Origin of the sequence: Pectobacterium carotovorum (genome assembly GCA_016415585.1) — a bacterium.
In the GTDB taxonomy this organism is placed as follows: domain Bacteria; phylum Pseudomonadota; class Gammaproteobacteria; order Enterobacterales; family Enterobacteriaceae; genus Pectobacterium; species Pectobacterium carotovorum_K.
Genome location: CP066552.1, coordinates 1,659,507 through 1,676,163 on the forward strand (window position 1 = coordinate 1,659,507; position 16,657 = coordinate 1,676,163).

At 53.3% G+C, this 16,657-nt stretch carries 16 protein-coding genes; 15 read left to right on the plus strand and 1 reads right to left on the minus strand.

What is annotated here, in order from left to right; translation table 11 throughout:
• Window positions 1-431 precede the first annotated feature (431 nt).
• The 15 genes from JFY74_07325 to JFY74_07395 all read left to right on the plus strand — a co-directional run bounded on the left by JFY74_07325 (window position 432) and on the right by JFY74_07395 (window position 16,356).
• Entirely contained in the window at window positions 432-2,000 is a 1,569-nt protein-coding gene (locus JFY74_07325; protein ID QQG29839.1) for a polysaccharide lyase family 1 protein, read from the plus strand.
• A gap of 124 nt (window positions 2,001-2,124) precedes the next feature.
• Complete coding sequence (locus JFY74_07330; GenBank protein ID QQG29840.1) at window positions 2,125-4,104, plus strand: glycoside hydrolase family 28 protein; 1,980 nt, start codon at window positions 2,125-2,127, stop codon at window positions 4,102-4,104.
• A gap of 50 nt (window positions 4,105-4,154) precedes the next feature.
• Complete coding sequence (gspC, locus tag JFY74_07335; protein ID QQG29841.1) at window positions 4,155-5,018, plus strand: type II secretion system protein GspC; 864 nt, start codon at window positions 4,155-4,157, stop codon at window positions 5,016-5,018.
• Between the two features lie 88 nt (window positions 5,019-5,106).
• Window positions 5,107-7,059: a type II secretion system secretin GspD gene (gspD, locus tag JFY74_07340; protein ID QQG30476.1), complete on the plus strand. Its 1,953-nt coding sequence runs from the start codon at window positions 5,107-5,109 to the stop codon at window positions 7,057-7,059.
• Window positions 7,056-8,552, plus strand: a complete 1,497-nt coding sequence (gene gspE, locus JFY74_07345; protein QQG29842.1) for a type II secretion system ATPase GspE — start codon at window positions 7,056-7,058, stop codon at window positions 8,550-8,552. The genes gspD and gspE overlap by 4 nt, the downstream gene beginning before the upstream one ends.
• Window position 8,553: 1 nt before the next feature.
• Window positions 8,554-9,780 (plus strand): type II secretion system inner membrane protein GspF, encoded by a 1,227-nt coding sequence (gene gspF, locus JFY74_07350; GenBank protein QQG29843.1) that lies wholly within the window; start codon window positions 8,554-8,556, stop codon window positions 9,778-9,780.
• 32 nt (window positions 9,781-9,812) lie between these two features.
• The gene (gene gspG / locus JFY74_07355; GenBank protein QQG29844.1) at window positions 9,813-10,283 is read left to right on the plus strand and encodes a type II secretion system major pseudopilin GspG; all 471 of its coding nucleotides are present in this window, start codon (window positions 9,813-9,815) and stop codon (window positions 10,281-10,283) included.
• Between the two features lie 75 nt (window positions 10,284-10,358).
• A complete protein-coding gene (gspH, locus tag JFY74_07360) occupies window positions 10,359-10,925 on the plus strand; it encodes a type II secretion system minor pseudopilin GspH (protein ID QQG29845.1) in 567 nt (188 codons plus the stop codon).
• A complete protein-coding gene (gene gspI, locus JFY74_07365; protein ID QQG29846.1) occupies window positions 10,922-11,287 on the plus strand; it encodes a type II secretion system minor pseudopilin GspI in 366 nt (121 codons plus the stop codon). The genes gspH and gspI overlap by 4 nt, the downstream gene beginning before the upstream one ends.
• Window positions 11,287-11,937: a type II secretion system minor pseudopilin GspJ gene (gene gspJ, locus JFY74_07370; protein QQG29847.1), complete on the plus strand. Its 651-nt coding sequence runs from the start codon at window positions 11,287-11,289 to the stop codon at window positions 11,935-11,937. The genes gspI and gspJ overlap by 1 nt, the downstream gene beginning before the upstream one ends.
• Window positions 11,934-12,920, plus strand: a complete 987-nt coding sequence (gene gspK / locus JFY74_07375; protein ID QQG29848.1) for a type II secretion system minor pseudopilin GspK — start codon at window positions 11,934-11,936, stop codon at window positions 12,918-12,920. The genes gspJ and gspK overlap by 4 nt, the downstream gene beginning before the upstream one ends.
• Window positions 12,917-14,194 carry a type II secretion system protein GspL gene (gspL, locus tag JFY74_07380; protein QQG29849.1) on the plus strand — a complete coding sequence of 426 codons (1,278 nt, stop codon included), beginning with the start codon at window positions 12,917-12,919 and terminating at the stop codon, window positions 14,192-14,194. The genes gspK and gspL overlap by 4 nt, the downstream gene beginning before the upstream one ends.
• A complete protein-coding gene (locus JFY74_07385; GenBank protein QQG29850.1) occupies window positions 14,191-14,685 on the plus strand; it encodes a type II secretion system protein M in 495 nt (164 codons plus the stop codon). The genes gspL and JFY74_07385 overlap by 4 nt, the downstream gene beginning before the upstream one ends.
• Window positions 14,675-15,421: a type II secretion system protein N gene (locus tag JFY74_07390; GenBank protein ID QQG29851.1), complete on the plus strand. Its 747-nt coding sequence runs from the start codon at window positions 14,675-14,677 to the stop codon at window positions 15,419-15,421. The genes JFY74_07385 and JFY74_07390 overlap by 11 nt, the downstream gene beginning before the upstream one ends.
• An 89-nt stretch (window positions 15,422-15,510) precedes the next feature.
• Window positions 15,511-16,356: a prepilin peptidase gene (locus JFY74_07395; protein ID QQG29852.1), complete on the plus strand. Its 846-nt coding sequence runs from the start codon at window positions 15,511-15,513 to the stop codon at window positions 16,354-16,356.
• A 160-nt stretch (window positions 16,357-16,516) separates the two neighbouring features.
• On the opposite strand, the gene ypdK is transcribed toward JFY74_07395, so the two are convergent.
• Entirely contained in the window at window positions 16,517-16,591 is a 75-nt protein-coding gene (ypdK, locus tag JFY74_07400; protein QQG30477.1) for a membrane protein YpdK, read from the minus strand.
• Window positions 16,592-16,657 lie beyond the last annotated feature (66 nt).

A 16,657-nucleotide genomic window follows, 5' to 3' on the forward strand; every position in this document is an offset into this window, starting at 1 on the left:
GCAAAAAATAGAAAGAGCCAGAAAACTGAATCTCTCGGTTATGTGACAGTTCCTCCATTTTGATTAAAAACTATTACAGTCATAATAATCACAGATGGAATCTTGATGCGGGTCGCAAAAAAAACGTGTGAATTTGCTTTAATGAAACCATGTTTTACCATTGTAGGTATTACGTTTCTTTTTGGTGTTCGATAATCAATCAGCGTGGGGTGGTGCCATCATCATTTAATTAACAGTCCCGGACGTTAAATGGGCAGTATTATTATGTGGTTTTTTACTACAGATAGCGCGCTGCTTTTTATCAATAAGGGACGTGCCAATCTGCCACGACATTAAGAATAAAAGTACTTTTAAAGTATGCGATTAATATCGCAGGGTTTTGTGCGGATTTATTTTGTTATTTTAATAATTAAAAAATACTGAGGGATAAAATGTTTAGAATGGTTATTGGGACTGGTCGTTTACGCACCTGTGCGGTAGCTATTGCCTTTTCCGGGCTCGTGCTTTCCGGGTGTGATAATAGTCAGCAGCCAGTGGCAGAAGCAGCTCCGCCAGATTTGCAGGTGAAAACGGCACCGTTTGGCTGGGCTGCACAATATCATAATACGGATGGTAAGTTTTATGCGACGACGGGGGGCGAGGGTGCGCATGAAAATAGCATTTATGTCGTCACCAGCCGTCAGGAATTAAAAGACGCATTAAATAATATCCGCAGCCCCCGTTATATCGCAGGCGATGCCGATGCGGAATTGAAGGCAAAGTTAGAGCCCAAAATTATCTACTGGCAAGGCACGGTTCGCGGCGATGATTTAGGTAATGGACGCTATGCGGATGCTGAGTATTATAAAACCAAGCCGAATAAAACGACGTTTGATTTTGATTTATACGTCAAAGCGTTCGACCAGGATTATATGGCGCAGTTGAAAGCGACGGCGGATGCTGGCGGCAGCGGTGCGGCGGCGGCTAGCGCTGAACTTAGCCTGCTTAAAAAGCAGAATGGTCAACGCTCGCAGTATGCCAACAACCAGAAGGCGCAGATTCAATTTCAGGTACCGCCAAATACCACGATTTTAGGTGTGGGTAGCGAAGCGAAACTGGTAGAAGGCTATTTATCCCTCAACACCTTAAGTCACACGTTCGGCAAAACGGATAACAGCAATATCATTATCCGTAATATTACGTTTCAGGCACCGCGTGACTTTGCTCCGGCTTGGGATGCTGGCGACGGTGATAAAGGGAACTGGAATGCGCGTTATGATTCCGTGTCGATTAACGCCAGCAAAAATGTCTGGGTCGATCACTGTACCTTTACGGATGGTGAACATCCTGACTATCAGGAACCGGTGCTGTTTGGCAAGCATATCCAGCGCCACGACGGCTTGCTGGATATCGAAGACGGTGCTGACTACCTGACGATTTCCTACAACATTTTCGCCCAACATGACAAAACGGTATTAATTGGCTCCGGCGATGGTGATAAAGGGGAATACCGAATCACTTTTGAAGGGAATTTATGGGACAACAGCGTGCAGCGTTCACCGCGTGTACGCTTTGGTCAGGTGCATTTGCTCAATAACTACCATCGCGGGGCAACGGATACGAATTACCCCATTCTCTATGCCATTGGGATGGGCTTCGATTCATCCATTCTTTCCGAAAGTAACGTGTTTAATTTCCAGGGCGGCGGTGCGGATGAAAATCTGATTATCGGTGCCTACAAGGGAAGCAAATTTAAAGACAACGGCTCCTGGTTCAATGGCAATCCGGCAAGCAATTTGAATCAAATCGCAGTAGACAAATGCAGTGTATTGCAAGAAGCCGAGAGGGCCGCCGCCACGAGTTCTGGGAAAGCCGCTCCTGCATGGGCGCTGGAAACCTGCACCAATGAATTGGAATGGAGTCCGCCTTATGCATATAGCGCTGGGAAATCCATCGCCGCCGTTGAGAAATACGTTCTGGACAATGCTGGTGCGGGGAAATTGGATATTTCTCTGCCGTAGAACGTCTGTTCCAACGCATTATTTTTATCTGTAAACCCTCTGCCGATAGGTTTCGCTCTGTGGCAACGATCCTGCCGCAGGGCGAAATACATCGGAAAATAATAGTAAAAATACAGGAAATGCTATGACTGACTTTTTACCTCGTACCCGTCTTACGCTCTGCGCAACATTGATCCTGAGCGGCCTGATTGCCGGATGCAGCGATAGCGACTCAACACCGGATGTCGGTATTGATCGTTCCGCCGCGCCACAAAATCTTAAAGTGCCGACGTTGGCTTATGATGATAGCAGCGTGGTACTTGCCTGGGAAAAACCGACTAAACCAGCCGCTGGCATTAAGGATTACCGTGTCTACATGAATGGAACCTTGCTGGGCGGAACCATTGATAACCAGAACACCCATTCGCCGGCCAAGCCGTATATCGATAACTTCTACAATTCGATCGATACCGATAACTGGCATGTCCGCGTCAGCTTCCATAATTTCAAGGTGGCTAATCTGTCACCGGAAACGGAATACCGTTTCACGGTGCGTGCGCTTTATGACGACGGCAAAGAATCCGTTGATAGTGAAACCGTCGTGCAGAAAACGACGGCGACGCCAGCTTCATTGAATGTGACCAACTATGGTGCGAAAGGGGATGGCGTAACCAACGACACGGTGGCGATTCAGAAGGCGATTGATGACTGTACGCCAGCCGCGTATCCGAAAGGATGTAAGGTCGTGGTTGAGGGGGGAACGTTTAAAACCGGCGCGCTGTTCCTGCACAGTGATATGACGTTTGAAGTCGCGAAAGGTGCCATATTGCTGGGATCGGCAAACGGTGATGATTACCCGCTCGCTCGCGGCTACTATCTCTACCCTTACAGCTCACCTAAGTTGCCGAAGCGTCCGCCTTCGCTGATTAACGTACTGGAAGCGGACGATCAGGGCAGTAGCCATGCAGGCACCTTTAAAAATATTCGTATCGTCGGGCAGGGCACCATTGATGGCAACGGCTGGACGCGTGGCATTAAAGCCAGCGATACAAACATTACTGAAATTGATGAATTAAAGAATGAATTGCCGCTCTACCGTGCGAGCAAAGCCGCCAATGTTGGCAGTGACGGTATTCTGGCAAAAGACCAAACGGCAAAAGCCGTTGCTGAAGGGATGTTACTGGATGAGGCGTACAAAAACCGACGCTCCAGCCTGATGACGCTGCGCGGCGTGAGCAACATGTATCTGGAAGGGCTGACGATTCTGAATCCGGCTTTCCACGGTGTGATGGTGCTGGAATCCGAAAATGTGGCGATGAACGCGCTGGTACACACGACGTACGATGCCAATAATGCGGATGGCATTGAATTCGGCAACAGCCAGAACGTCATGGTATTCAATAACTTTTTTGACACGGGTGATGACAGCGTAAACTTTGCTGCGGGATACGGTGCCGAAGTCGCCACGCTGGGGCAAAAAGCGCAGAGCGGTGCCTGGATCTTCAATAACTACTTCCGCCGTGGGCATGGTGCGGTGGTCACAGGTAGCCATACCGGTGCCTGGATTGAAAAAATTGTTGCTGAAGACAACGTAATGAATAAGACGGATGTTGGCTTGCGCATGAAGAGCCGCCCCTATTATGGTGGTGGCTCGCGTGACGTGGTATTCCGTAATAACGCGATGCGTGATATTGTCAACGAGCCGTTTGTGTTCACGATTAAATATAAAGCGGACGTGAACGACACCCAGCCTGCCGCTGAGCCCGCACAGTTCCGTGATGTGACCGTTTCCAACGTCACGGTTGATGGTACAGCGAAGAAAAACAGTATCATGGTCGATGGGATGACCGTGGCTGAAATGGCTGATGCGTATAAGTTCTCTTTTGGACGTGATGCCTATCACCAAGGCTTGCATTTTGAGAATGTAAAATTCAAAAATGTAAAAGCGACGGACATTACGTTCCTGAAGAACAGTGAATTTAAAAATGTCATTTTTGAAGATGTACCGGGAGCCTGGAATTTCGGTCATATTGACAATATCAGGCTCGAAGACCGTGTAAATAAGGATGCCGCGCTGACGACCAGCGGTGATGAAACCATCACCCGGGAAGCTGCAACGGAATAAGGCATTTTCCCCACGCCAATCGGCGTGGGGAGTATTATGGATGATTATCTATGGCACGATTGCAAGCTTTCAAAGATCCGTCTTTTCATTCGTTGGTTGCCACTTTTCGGTCACTGCCAGCTCCGCTGATCCGACGTATTGTGTTGGGGCTGATTTTGCTGCTGATTTGTCAGCAGTTGGCCGTATTGACCTGGCGCTTTCTCCTACCCGAAGACTCACGCATTGTTGGCGTGTCGGTCACGCCTGCCCAGGCGAAAGAAAAGCCCACAACGCCGGGTGATTTTACCTTATTCGGCCATGCCCCCGATGCAGATGCGTCTGCGGTTAACGACGCCGCATTATCCGGCAATATTCCGCTAACCTCGTTAAATATCAGCCTGACTGGGGTGTTGGCGAGTGGAGACGCCAAGCGTTCGATTGCCATTATCGCTAAAGATAGTCAGCAATACAGTCGCAATGTCGGCGATGCCATTCCGGGCTATGAAGCCAAAATTGTGACTATCTCTGCCGATCGTGTCGTGCTCCAGTATCAGGGGCGCTATGAGGCGCTGCATTTGTATCAGGAAGAAGAAGCGACTGGCGCGCCGTCGTCTTCTGGCGCATTTAATCAGGTGAAAGATGAGATACAAAAAGATCCCTTCTCGGCGCAGGACTACCTGACCATTTCTCCCGTCACGGAAGAAGAAGTCCTGAAAGGATATCAGTTAAACCCCGGCAAAAATCCCGATCTTTTCTACCGCGCAGGCTTGCAGGATAACGATCTCGCCGTGTCATTAAATGGCATGGATTTACGTGATGCGGATCAGGCACAGCAGGCGATGGCGCAACTGGCAGGGATGAGCAAATTTAATTTGACCGTCGAGCGTGATGGTCAACAGCAGGATATATATCTGGCACTGGATGGAGACCACTAATTTGTTTAGCAAGGGACAGGGATTTTTTAAGCGTCAGGTTTTTTCGAAGAATAAAAACCAATGGCTTGGTCAGGTACGCCGCAAGAGCATGCTATTGCTCAGCGGGAGTGTTCTGCTGATGGCGTCATCATTGGCGTGGAGCGCTGAATTCTCCGCCAGTTTTAAAGGCACCGATATTCAGGAGTTTATTAATACCGTCAGTAAGAATCTGAATAAGACGGTCATTATCGATCCGTCGGTCAGCGGAACGATTACCGTACGCAGCTATGACATGATGAACGAAGAGCAGTATTACCAGTTCTTCCTGAGCGTGCTGGATGTCTATGGGTTCACCGTGATTCCGATGGATAACAACGTTCTGAAAATCATTCGCTCGAAGGATGCGAAATCGACGTCGATGCCGCTGGCGACTGATGAACAGCCGGGCATTGGCGATGAGGTGGTGACGCGCGTCGTGCCAGTCAACAACGTTGCCGCCCGCGATTTGGCTCCGCTGCTGCGCCAGTTGAATGACAACGCCGGTGCTGGGAGCGTGGTGCATTACGAACCGTCGAACGTGCTGCTGATGACTGGCCGCGCGGGGGTGATCCAGCGGCTGATGACGATTGTCGAACGGGTTGATCAGACGGGCGATCGGAATGTGACCAGCATACCGCTGTCTTACGCTTCCTCAACGGAAGTGGTGAAGATGGTGAATGAGCTGAACAAGATGGATGAGAAATCCGCCTTGCCCGGCATGTTGACCGCCAACGTAGTGGCTGACGAGCGAACCAACTCGGTGCTGGTGCGCGGCGAGCCGAATTCACGCCAGCGTGTGATTGATATGGTCAAGCAGCTCGATCGCCAGCAGGCGGTACAGGGCAACACCAAAGTTATCTACCTCAAATACGCCAAAGCCGCCGATCTGGTCGAAGTGCTCACCGGTGTCGGCGACAGTATCCAAACCGATCAGCAAAATGCGCTGCCTGCGCTGCGCAAAGACATTTCGATTAAGGCACACGAACAAACCAACTCGCTGATTGTGAATGCCGCACCGGACATCATGCGCGATCTGGAACAGGTGATTGCGCAGTTGGATATCCGTCGTCCGCAGGTGTTGGTCGAAGCGATCATCGCGGAAGTACAGGATGCCGATGGCATGAATCTGGGCGTTCAATGGGCGAATAAAAATGCTGGTGTAACGCAATTCACGAATACGGGATTACCGATCACAACAATGATGGCAGGGGCAGACCAGTTTCGGCGTGATGGAACACTTGGTACGGCCGCGACAACGGCACTTGGCGGTTTCAACGGCATTGCTGCCGGTTTCTATCAGGGTAACTGGGGCATGCTGATGACGGCACTGTCCAGCAACAGTAAAAACGATATTCTGGCAACGCCCAGTATTGTGACGCTGGACAATATGGAGGCAACGTTTAACGTCGGTCAGGAAGTGCCAGTATTGGCCGGTTCGCAGACGACATCCGGTGATAACGTTTTCCAAACCGTGGAACGTAAAACGGTCGGTATCAAGCTGAAGGTGAAACCCCAAATCAATGAAGGTGATTCCGTGTTGCTGGAGATCGAGCAGGAAGTCTCCAGCGTGGCAGACGCGGCCTCCAGCAGCAGCACCAACCTCGGAGCGACGTTCAATACGCGTACCGTGAATAACGCGGTACTGGTCAGCAGCGGCGACACCGTAGTGGTGGGCGGTTTGTTGGATAAAAGTACCAATGAGTCTGCAAATAAAGTGCCCCTTTTGGGCGATATTCCCGTGCTGGGATATTTGTTCCGTTCCAACAGCACGGAAACGAAAAAGCGTAACCTGATGCTGTTTATCCGTCCTTCCATTATTCGCGATCGCAGCCAATTCCAGAGCGCCTCTGCCAGTAAGTATCACTCGTTCAGTGCTGAAGAAAATAAACAGCGAAACGTGAGTAATGGTGAGGGAGGGCTTCTGGATAACGATTTGCTGCGCTTGCCGGAAGGTGGAAATGCCTATACGTTCCGTCAGGTACAGTCCTCCATTGTGGCGTTTTATCCGGCGGGCGGGAAATGAGTGACGTTGCCTCCCAGATTATAGAGTTACGCCCCATACTGCCTTTTGCCTATGCGCGATCGCAGCAAATTCTGCTGTTGCAGAGGGAAAATGACGCGAGTTTGCAGACGATTTGCGTCGCGCAAACGCCGCCAGCCGCTTTGCTGGAAGCGCGTCGGATTGCAGGCTGTTCACTCAGGATTGAGCGCGTTACGGATGAAGAATTTGAGCGGCAATTAGTCATTAGCTATCAGCGCGACTCGGAAGAAGCGCGCCGTATGATGGAGGACATCGGTAATGAGATGGACTTCTATACGCTGGTGGAAGAACTACCAGATAGCGATGACTTGCTCGATGCCGATGACGACGCGCCGATTATCCGCCTCATCAACGCCATGTTGACCGAAGCGATTAAGAATAAAGCGTCGGATATCCATATCGAAACGTATGAGCGCTATTTGCTGATCCGCTTCCGCGTTGACGGCGTACTGCGTGAGATTTTGCGTCCACAGCGTAAGCTGGCATCGCTGCTGGTGTCGCGTATCAAGGTCATGGCAAAGCTGGATATTGCCGAAAAGCGTGTCCCGCAGGATGGACGTATGGCGCTGCGAGTGGGGGGGCGGGCGATTGATGTCCGTGTCTCCACGCTGCCGTCGAACTACGGCGAGCGCGTCGTGCTGCGTTTGCTGGATAAAAACAGCGTTAAGCTCGATCTTGAGCTGTTGGGAATGTCGGAACGCAATCGACAACTGCTGGACAGCCTGATCCATCGTCCTCATGGCATTATCCTGGTCACCGGCCCGACAGGCTCGGGGAAAAGTACCACGCTTTACGCCGCGCTCAGTCGCCTGAATGCTTCGGAACGTAACATCATGACGGTGGAAGATCCCATCGAGTATGAACTGGAAGGCATCGGGCAAACGCAGGTCAACACCAAGGTCGATATGACGTTTGCCCGCGGGCTGCGTGCCATTCTGCGTCAGGACCCGGACGTTGTGCTGGTGGGGGAAATTCGTGATGGTGAAACGGCGCAGATTGCCGTTCAGGCTTCGCTGACCGGTCACCTCGTGTTATCCACACTGCATACCAATAGTGCGCTGGGCGCGCTGTCTCGTTTGCAGGATATGGGCGTCGAGCCTTTCCTGCTGTCAACCTCTCTACTGGGCGTACTCGCGCAGCGTCTGGTCAGGACGCTGTGTTCTGACTGTAGCCAGCCGCAACCAGTCGATCCGGTTCAGGCTGAACAGATGGGGATCGCACCCGGTACGCTACTGCATAATCCCGTTGGCTGTCCACAGTGTAGCTTTACCGGCTACCGGGGACGTATCGGCATTCATGAGCTGGTGCTGATTAATGACGACGTCCGCGCCGCGATCCACCGCAGTGACGGTGAAATGGCGATTGCGCAGATTCTGGGGGGGAGTCGAACCACCATCCGCCAGGACGGGTTGAATAAGGTACTGGCGGGGCTCACGACCTGGGAAGAAGTGATCCGCGTAACCAAAGAGGAATGATATGGCACAGTACCACTATCAGGCGCTGGATGCGCAGGGGAAAAAATGCCGTGGCACTCAGGAGGCCGACTCTGCCAGACAGGCGCGTCAGCTATTGCGGGAGCGCGGGCTGGTGCCGCTGTCTGTTGATGAAAACCGAGGCGACCAGCAGAAATCCGGTTCTACAGGACTCTCTCTGCGCCGCAAAATTCGGCTCAGCACCTCAGATTTGGCGCTATTGACTCGCCAGTTGGCTACGCTGGTGGCGGCGTCGTTGCCGCTGGAAGAAGCGCTGGATGCGGTGGCAAAACAGAGCGAAAAGCCACATCTGAGCCAGTTGATGGCGGCGGTACGCAGCAAGGTCATGGAAGGTCACTCGCTGGCCGATGCCATGAAATGCTTCCCCGGCAGCTTTGAACGGCTGTACTGCGCGATGGTCGCCGCAGGCGAGACATCCGGTCACCTTGATGCCGTGTTGAACCGATTAGCGGACTACACCGAGCAACGCCAGCAGATGCGCAGCCGCATCCAGCAGGCGATGATTTACCCGTGCGTGTTAACCGTGGTCGCGATTGCCGTGGTCAGCATTTTGCTGTCCGTCGTGGTGCCGAAAGTTGTTGAGCAATTTATTCATATGAAGCAGGCGTTGCCGCTTTCAACCCGCGTATTGATGGGGATGAGCGATGCCGTGCGCACGTTTGGACCGTGGATGCTGCTGGCATTGCTGGCGGGGTTTATGGTGTTCCGCGTGATGCTGCGACAGGAAAAGCGGCGCGTCAGTTTTCATCGACGCTTGCTGCATTTACCGCTGATCGGCCGCATCGCGCGTGGCTTAAATACGGCACGTTACGCGCGGACCCTCAGTATTCTTAACGCCAGTGCAGTGCCGCTGTTACAGGCGATGCGCATTAGCGGTGATGTCATGAGCAATGACTATGCCCGCCATCGGCTCTCTCTGGCGACGGATGCGGTACGAGAGGGCGTCAGCCTGCACAAAGCGCTGGAACAGACGGCGCTTTTCCCCCCAATGATGCGCCATATGATCGCCAGCGGTGAACGCAGCGGCGAGCTGGACAGCATGCTGGAACGGGCGGCGGATAATCAGGATCGGGAATTCAGTTCGCAGATGACGCTGGCGCTGGGGCTATTTGAGCCTCTGCTGGTAGTTAGCATGGCGGCGGTGGTGTTGTTTATCGTACTCGCGATTTTACAACCGATTCTGCAACTGAATACGTTAATGAGTTCGTAAGAGAACCAACAATTGAATGAGGAAAAGTAAGGATGCAACAGTCTCAGCGTGGTTGTGGACAAAATAGTTATGGTCAGAGCGGTTATCGTCAGCGTGGTTTTACCCTGTTGGAGATTATGGTGGTTATCGTCATTCTCGGCGTACTGGCGAGTCTGGTGGTGCCCAATCTGATGGGGAATAAGGAAAAGGCGGATCGGCAAAAAGCCGTCAGCGATATTGTTTCTCTGGAAAGCGCACTCGACATGTACAAGCTGGATAACAACCGCTATCCGTCCACAGAGCAGGGACTGAAGGCGCTGGTAACGAAGCCGACGGTACAGCCGGAACCACGTAACTACCCAGCCGATGGCTATATTCGCCGCTTGCCGCAGGATCCGTGGGGTACGGACTATCAACTGCTGAACCCCGGCCAGCACGGCAAACTGGATATCTTCTCTCTGGGGCCAGATGGCATGCCAGGAACGGAAGATGACATCGGCAACTGGAATCTTGATAAAAAATAAAGACGTCGGTCTTTGTTGCAGATTGTTGTGGGTAGTGGCTATCGATGGCGGCGGGAAAAGGACGGCAAAAGCGCAATGAAGCGGTCAACGAGGAAGCAGCAGGGATTCACCCTGCTGGAAATGATGCTGGTCGTGTTACTGGCTGGCATTGCCGCTGGCATGGTGGTCATGGCGTTTCCTCCCGAGCGTCAGAATGACAGCGCCTGGCAGTTGGCTCGTTTTCAGGCGCAGCTAGAGTTTGCCGCTGAAAGCAGTCAGGTTAACGAATACATGCTGGGTGTTCGTATCTATCCCGATCGCTGGCAGTTTTATCAGCTCCAGCGACCCGCTGCATCAGAAGGGATGCCGATCCCGAGCGGCGATCGCTGGCAGGGCTATAAGTGGCAGCCGTGGCAACCGCACCGGGTGAGCGCATCGGCGACGCTACCCGAGGCATTACGGCTTGAGCTATTACAGGCCGATGGGAAAAAGGTGGATAAAACGCAGAGCGGCGACGACCCCGATATCCTGATTTTGCCCGGTGGCGAAATCACGCCTTTCCGTCTGCTTGTTAAATCTGAAAACAAAGCGCTCTCGAATTGGCTCCAGGTGGATAACACCGGACGATTTGTGACGTCGATGAGTCAGGGCAAGAAACGATGAGACGACAGAAAGGGATGACGCTGGTGGAGGTGCTGGTCGCACTGAGCGTTTTTGCGCTGGCAGGCATTGCCGTTTTACAAACGACAGCCAGACAGGCAAGCAGTCTGAGCCGGCTGGAAGAGAAGACGTTTGCAGGCTGGGTGGCGGAAAACCAGCAGGTTCAACTGCGGCTGGAACAGCGCTGGCCGGAAGCGTCGTGGGTGAGAGGCGAAACGCAGCTCGCAGGCCAGCGCTGGCATTGGCGCTGGCAGGGCGTAGAGACTGGCGATCCTCAGACCAAAGCGCTGGATGTGGAAGTGCGACGTAATAAAGATGCCTTTGCCGCTGATGCTTCCCTGCGCACCTATGTGGTGAAGCAATAATGTCTAGTAAAACAGGGATGTGTAGCCAAACAAGAAGGGGGCGAGAGCCCGTGCGACAGAAACGCCATCAGGGTTTTACGCTGCTGGAGATGATTCTGGCGATCGCTATTTTTGCGGCGCTGAGCCTTAGCGCGTTTCAGGTGCTAAACGGCGTGATGCATAATGATGAAATTTCGCAGCGTAAAGCCGAGCGTCTGGCTGAAATACAGCGCGCATTTTCACAAATGGACAACGATTTCTCCCAGATGATCGCACGCGGCAGTAGAGGAAGCACCTCGATGTTTTACGCCGGTCGCGATCAGTTAAAAAGCGATGACTGGGGCGTCAGCTTTATGCGCAATGGCTGGCAGAACCCGTTTGGCATTCTGCCACGCTCTGAACTTCAGCCTGTGGCCTATCGGCTGCGAGAACACACGCTGGAACGGTTAACGCATGTGACTCCTGACCCAATTGAAGGGCTCGATCCCGGCGTAAAACCGCTTCTCACTCAGGTCGACGGCTTCCGCCTGCGCTTTTTCAGCAATAAAACCTGGCGCGATCGCTGGGACAACAGTACGCAATTGCCACAAGGGATTGAAGTGGTGCTGACCTTAAGGGATTACGGAGAGATGTCGCGCATGTTCTTGATTACCACCGGGCCGGTTAAATGAGGTCGCGTCAGCGCGGCGCGGCACTGCTGGTGGTGCTCCTGATTCTGGCATTAATGGTGACGATTGCCGCGGTGATTACGGAACGCACGGGCAAAGCGTTTTTGCGCACCGAAAGTCATTTGAGCCGTCAGCAGGCGAAATGGTATGCATTAGGCGCGGAAACGCTAAGCGGGCAGATATTACAGCGCGATGCGCGGAATATGCCGGGGCGCACGTTTGCCGGACAGAACTGGTCGCAGCCGGGGCTGCGTTTCCCGGTGGACGGTGGGGAGATCACGGGCCAGATTAGCGATGCGCGTACCTGCTTTAATGTGAATGCGATCAATCAAGGCGTGGATAACGAAAGCACGTTGGTGAAGACGCCTTATCCGGCACAGGTTTTTCGTTTGCTGTTGAAAAATCTGGGCGAGGAAACGGATCGTGCAGAAAAAATTACCGCAGCGGTGCGTGACTGGATTGACGCGGATAACTACCCGTCGGCGAACGGTGCAGAAGACGACGTCTATGCCATGCTGCCAGTGCCTTACCGTACCGCGAATCAGAGAATGAGTGAAATCAGTGAATTACGTGCAGTGTATGGTATGGACAGCGATCTCTATCGTCGGCTGTTGCCCTATGTCTGCGCGCTGCCGGTGGATGCGATGTCCATTAATATCAACACGCTAACAGAATTTGATGCCCCACTGTTATCTGCCGTATTCCTGAACGAAATGACGATGTCGCAGGCAAAAGCGCTGGTGCAGCAGCGCCCACGTATGGGGTGGGCAAGCCTTGAGGTTCTGCAACAAACCGGGCTATTGCCCCCGAATAGTAAAAATACCGCGCAGCGAGTGCTGGCAGTAAAAAGTGAATGGTTCTTTGTAAAACTTCAGGTGCGTGTCGGCGACAGCGATTTTCATCAACGTAGCTTGCTTCATCTGAGTGGACAGAAGGTACAGGTCGTGCAGCGGCAATATGGAGGATATAGGACGGTGAATCCATGAAAATAGCGGGAAAATGGAAGCGAAAAGCCGCAAAAGCCCCATTACATCGAGGAACGGTCGCTCGACATCCGTGCCTCATTGTTCGTCTTCCGGTAGAAGAGCAGGGAGAGATCGAATGGCAGGTGCGTTCATCCAATGGGGAAAGTTTACTGAGTCAGGGGCGCGGTAGCATAGAGCAGGTTCGTCCGGCGTTGGTGGCCTACCCGTCAGTGACGTTTACCCGTGTTCTGGTACCAGCCACTGACGTAACGTTTTATGCCCTGACGTTGCCCCGACAGGCGAGGCGTCAGCTGACGCAAGTCGTGCCGTTTATGCTGGAAGACCAACTGGCGACGGAAATTGAAAAGCTGCATTTTGCCGTGCTGGAAATTTATGGCGACGACGGCACGGTTGCCGTGGTGGAAAAAAACCGGATGCAGCGTTGGCTGGCACAGTGTGATGCGCTGGGCCTCAGCGTCGATACGTTATTGCCTGACGCCCGTGTATTGCCGAAACATCAGGATGGCTGGAGCGCGTTGCAGCATGATGACATGTGGCTGTTTCGCCAGCCGACGGGCCATGCGATGGCGGCGGAATCTTCCTGGTGCGGCGACCTGCTGAAAGCGTCTATGCCGCTGCCAGCAATATACAGCTACAGCGCTGCATCAGTCGGCGGTGAGTTGTCACAGTACGAATGGCAGGAAGAGGGCGAATGGAAGGCGCAGCCGGAAACGGATCTCTTCACGCTGGCGGCAACGGCGCACTTACCTGCCTCGGTCGATCTGCGACAAGGAGACTATGCGCCGGATAAGGCTTGGCAAAACACCCTGCTGCCGTGGCGCGGTGTCGGGATTGCGTTTGCCTGTTACCTCCTGCTTGTCGTGGCGGATGCTGGCTGGGCGCACTATCAGCTTTATCAACAGGCCGAACATTGGCGGCAGGAAAGCGTGCGTGTCTATCGGCAGATTTTCCCTTCAGAGACGAATGTCGTTAACCCGCGCGCGCAGATGCAGCAGCACCTGCAACGTACGGCAGCCGGGGGCGCAGGGAAAGCACTGCTGGATCAATTGACCCCCTTGCAGCAGCTCATGACACAGAATAGCGCGATCAAAATTCAGTCGCTGTCTTACGACGGCGCTGCGGGTGAATTCCGGCTGGCGTTGCAGGGCACGTCATATCAGGAACTCGAGCAATTTCAGCAGCAGGCTGCCGCTTATTATCAGGTACAGGCGGGAGAGATGCGGCAGGAGAACGATCGGGTTGAAGGTCGCTTAACATTAAGGAGCCAGCAATGAATGAATTACGGCAACGCTGGCAGGCGATGAGCCAGCGCGAGCGTCAGCTTATGGTCGTGTGCGCGGCTGTGCTTCTGCTCTGTGTGGTGTATTACGCTATCCTCCAACCGTGGCAGGAGCGGGAAGATCTGTGGGAGCGCACGATTTCCCGCGAGCAGCAGACGGTCAACTGGATGCAGAAACAGGCCTCATCAATTCCGCAGGGAAATCAGGCGCAGGGGGACAATAGTCAGCGCGACGTCAGTCTGCCGATTTTGATTTCGCAAAGTACCAAGCGTTACGGGCTGACCGTCGTACGTTTGCAGCCGCAGGGCAGTCAGGCATCGGTGACGCTGGGGCAGAGTGATTTTAATAGTCTGCTGCGTTGGCTTGGCGAACTGGAACAGAAAAATGGCGTGAAAGTGATATCGCTGGATGTAAATGCCGTCGAGCAAAGCCCAGGAATCGTAGATGTCACCAGACTGATGCTGGAACGGACGGATGAAGCTTAAGTCCGGCATCGGCACTGGTGTCGCTTTGGTTCTGGCCTATGGGCTGTTCCTGGCGAGCTATGCGCCTGCCCGTCTGCTTACTGCTGTGCCGCTGCCCGCTGGAATGGTGGTCGCAGAGGCCGCCGGAACGTTATGGCAGGGGAGTCTGCAACGGTTTAGCTGGCGCACGTTCATGCTGGATGATGTGCACTGGAACATCACGTTCTCGGATTTTATGCCCGCGTTGGATATTGCGTTTAAAAACCCAGAAGGCATTGCAGGCCGAGGGATCATTCGCGGCTGGCAGCAGCCGCAGTTTTATCAATGGCAGCTTTCTGTACCGGCAGGCTATTTATTCAGCCACATGCGTTTTATTGTGCCAATCGGGGCCGAAGGAAACGTGCAGCTAAATCTACAAGAGGCGACGGTAGACCGTTCGGGCTGCCAATCGCTGGATGCCAACGTAACCTGGCCAGGGGCGCGGGTGAAGACGCCGCTGGGTGGACTGGTACTCGCTACGCCGCAGGCCACGTTACGCTGCCAGCAAGGCGCGTTAGAAGCGAGCCTGCGGCAGACCTCCTCACATCTGCAATTGTCTGGCAAAGGCAGCGTCACCCCGAAAGGCGAATATCGTTTTACAGGGCAGCTTAGCAGCGGAAATGACTTACCCGCGACGATGAAAAAACTGCTGGCAACCACCGGTAAAGCCGATGAACAGGGTGCCAGAACGCTGAATTTTCAGGGGCGCTTGCTGTAATAGCGGTCAGCGCCGCTGGTGCCGCGTAGTCGAGCGCAAAAATAAACCGCTCATTCATACCGTTTCTTTATCAACAATCAGGGACTAACGTGGACGATTTAAGGGAATTCGCACAGCTGTTTCCGGCGTGGTGGTTTGGGGCGCTGGGCGTGCTGGGGTTGATTGTTGGCAGTTTTCTGAACGTGGTGATTTACCGCTTGCCGATTATGCTGGAGCGCCGCTGGCGGCAGGACATCGAGCTTGAAACGGGCGTGGCCGATTCCGATCCTGATACGCGCTACAACCTGTGGTGGCCGCCTTCGTCTTGCCCGCACTGCCAGCAGGCTATTGCGGTAAAAGATAATATCCCGCTATTCAGCTGGCTGTGGCTGCGCGGCCGCTCCCGCTGCTGCCATCAATCGGTCTCTGTGCAATATCCGTTAGTGGAAGTCATCACCATGCTGGCTTTTCTGGCGGCAGGTTTGCTCTGGTTGCCCGGTATGGCGCTGTGGGGGGCGTTGATTCTGCTGTCCTTCCTGTTGGTGCTGACGGTTATTGATATAAAAACGCTGCTGCTGCCGGATGTGCTTACGCTGTCGCTTCTGTGGATGGGGTTGCTGTTTAATCTGTCGGGGACATTTGTCTCATTAAACGATGCCGTAGTCGGCGCGATGGCCGGTTATTTGTCTCTGTGGCTACTTTATTGGGCATTCAAATACGCAACGGGCAAAGAAGCGCTGGGGTACGGTGATTTTAAGTTGCTGGCTGCGCTGGGGGCTTGGCTGGGCTGGCAGGCATTGCCGAATCTGGTTCTGGTGGCGGCGCTGAGCGGGCTGGCCGTTACTCTCATCTGGCGCGGGTTGCGTAAAGAGGATACGGCTAAACCGCTGGCCTTTGGCCCCTGGCTGACAATCGGCGGGGTGTTCGGCGTGATAATGAACGGATTCAATCTGTAGAGAATGGCAAAGGCAATACGAATTATCGGCTGAATAATCGTCGGCTGAACATAGATCGGCAGGCATAAAAATAGGCTGAGGGTATAAATACCATCAGCCTTTTTTATCTTTATCTGTGTGTGCCCTTCAATGAATAAATCTTTGCCGGGCAAATGACAGGTTATTCTACCATCAGCATAAAGGTACTCACCCAAACGACTAAACAGAATGAGATACCCATAAAAAAATACTTCACCGATTTATTCTCCAGCAGAAACCACGCCAGCAACGATCCCGATTGTGCGTTTTATTATGGAAGGAA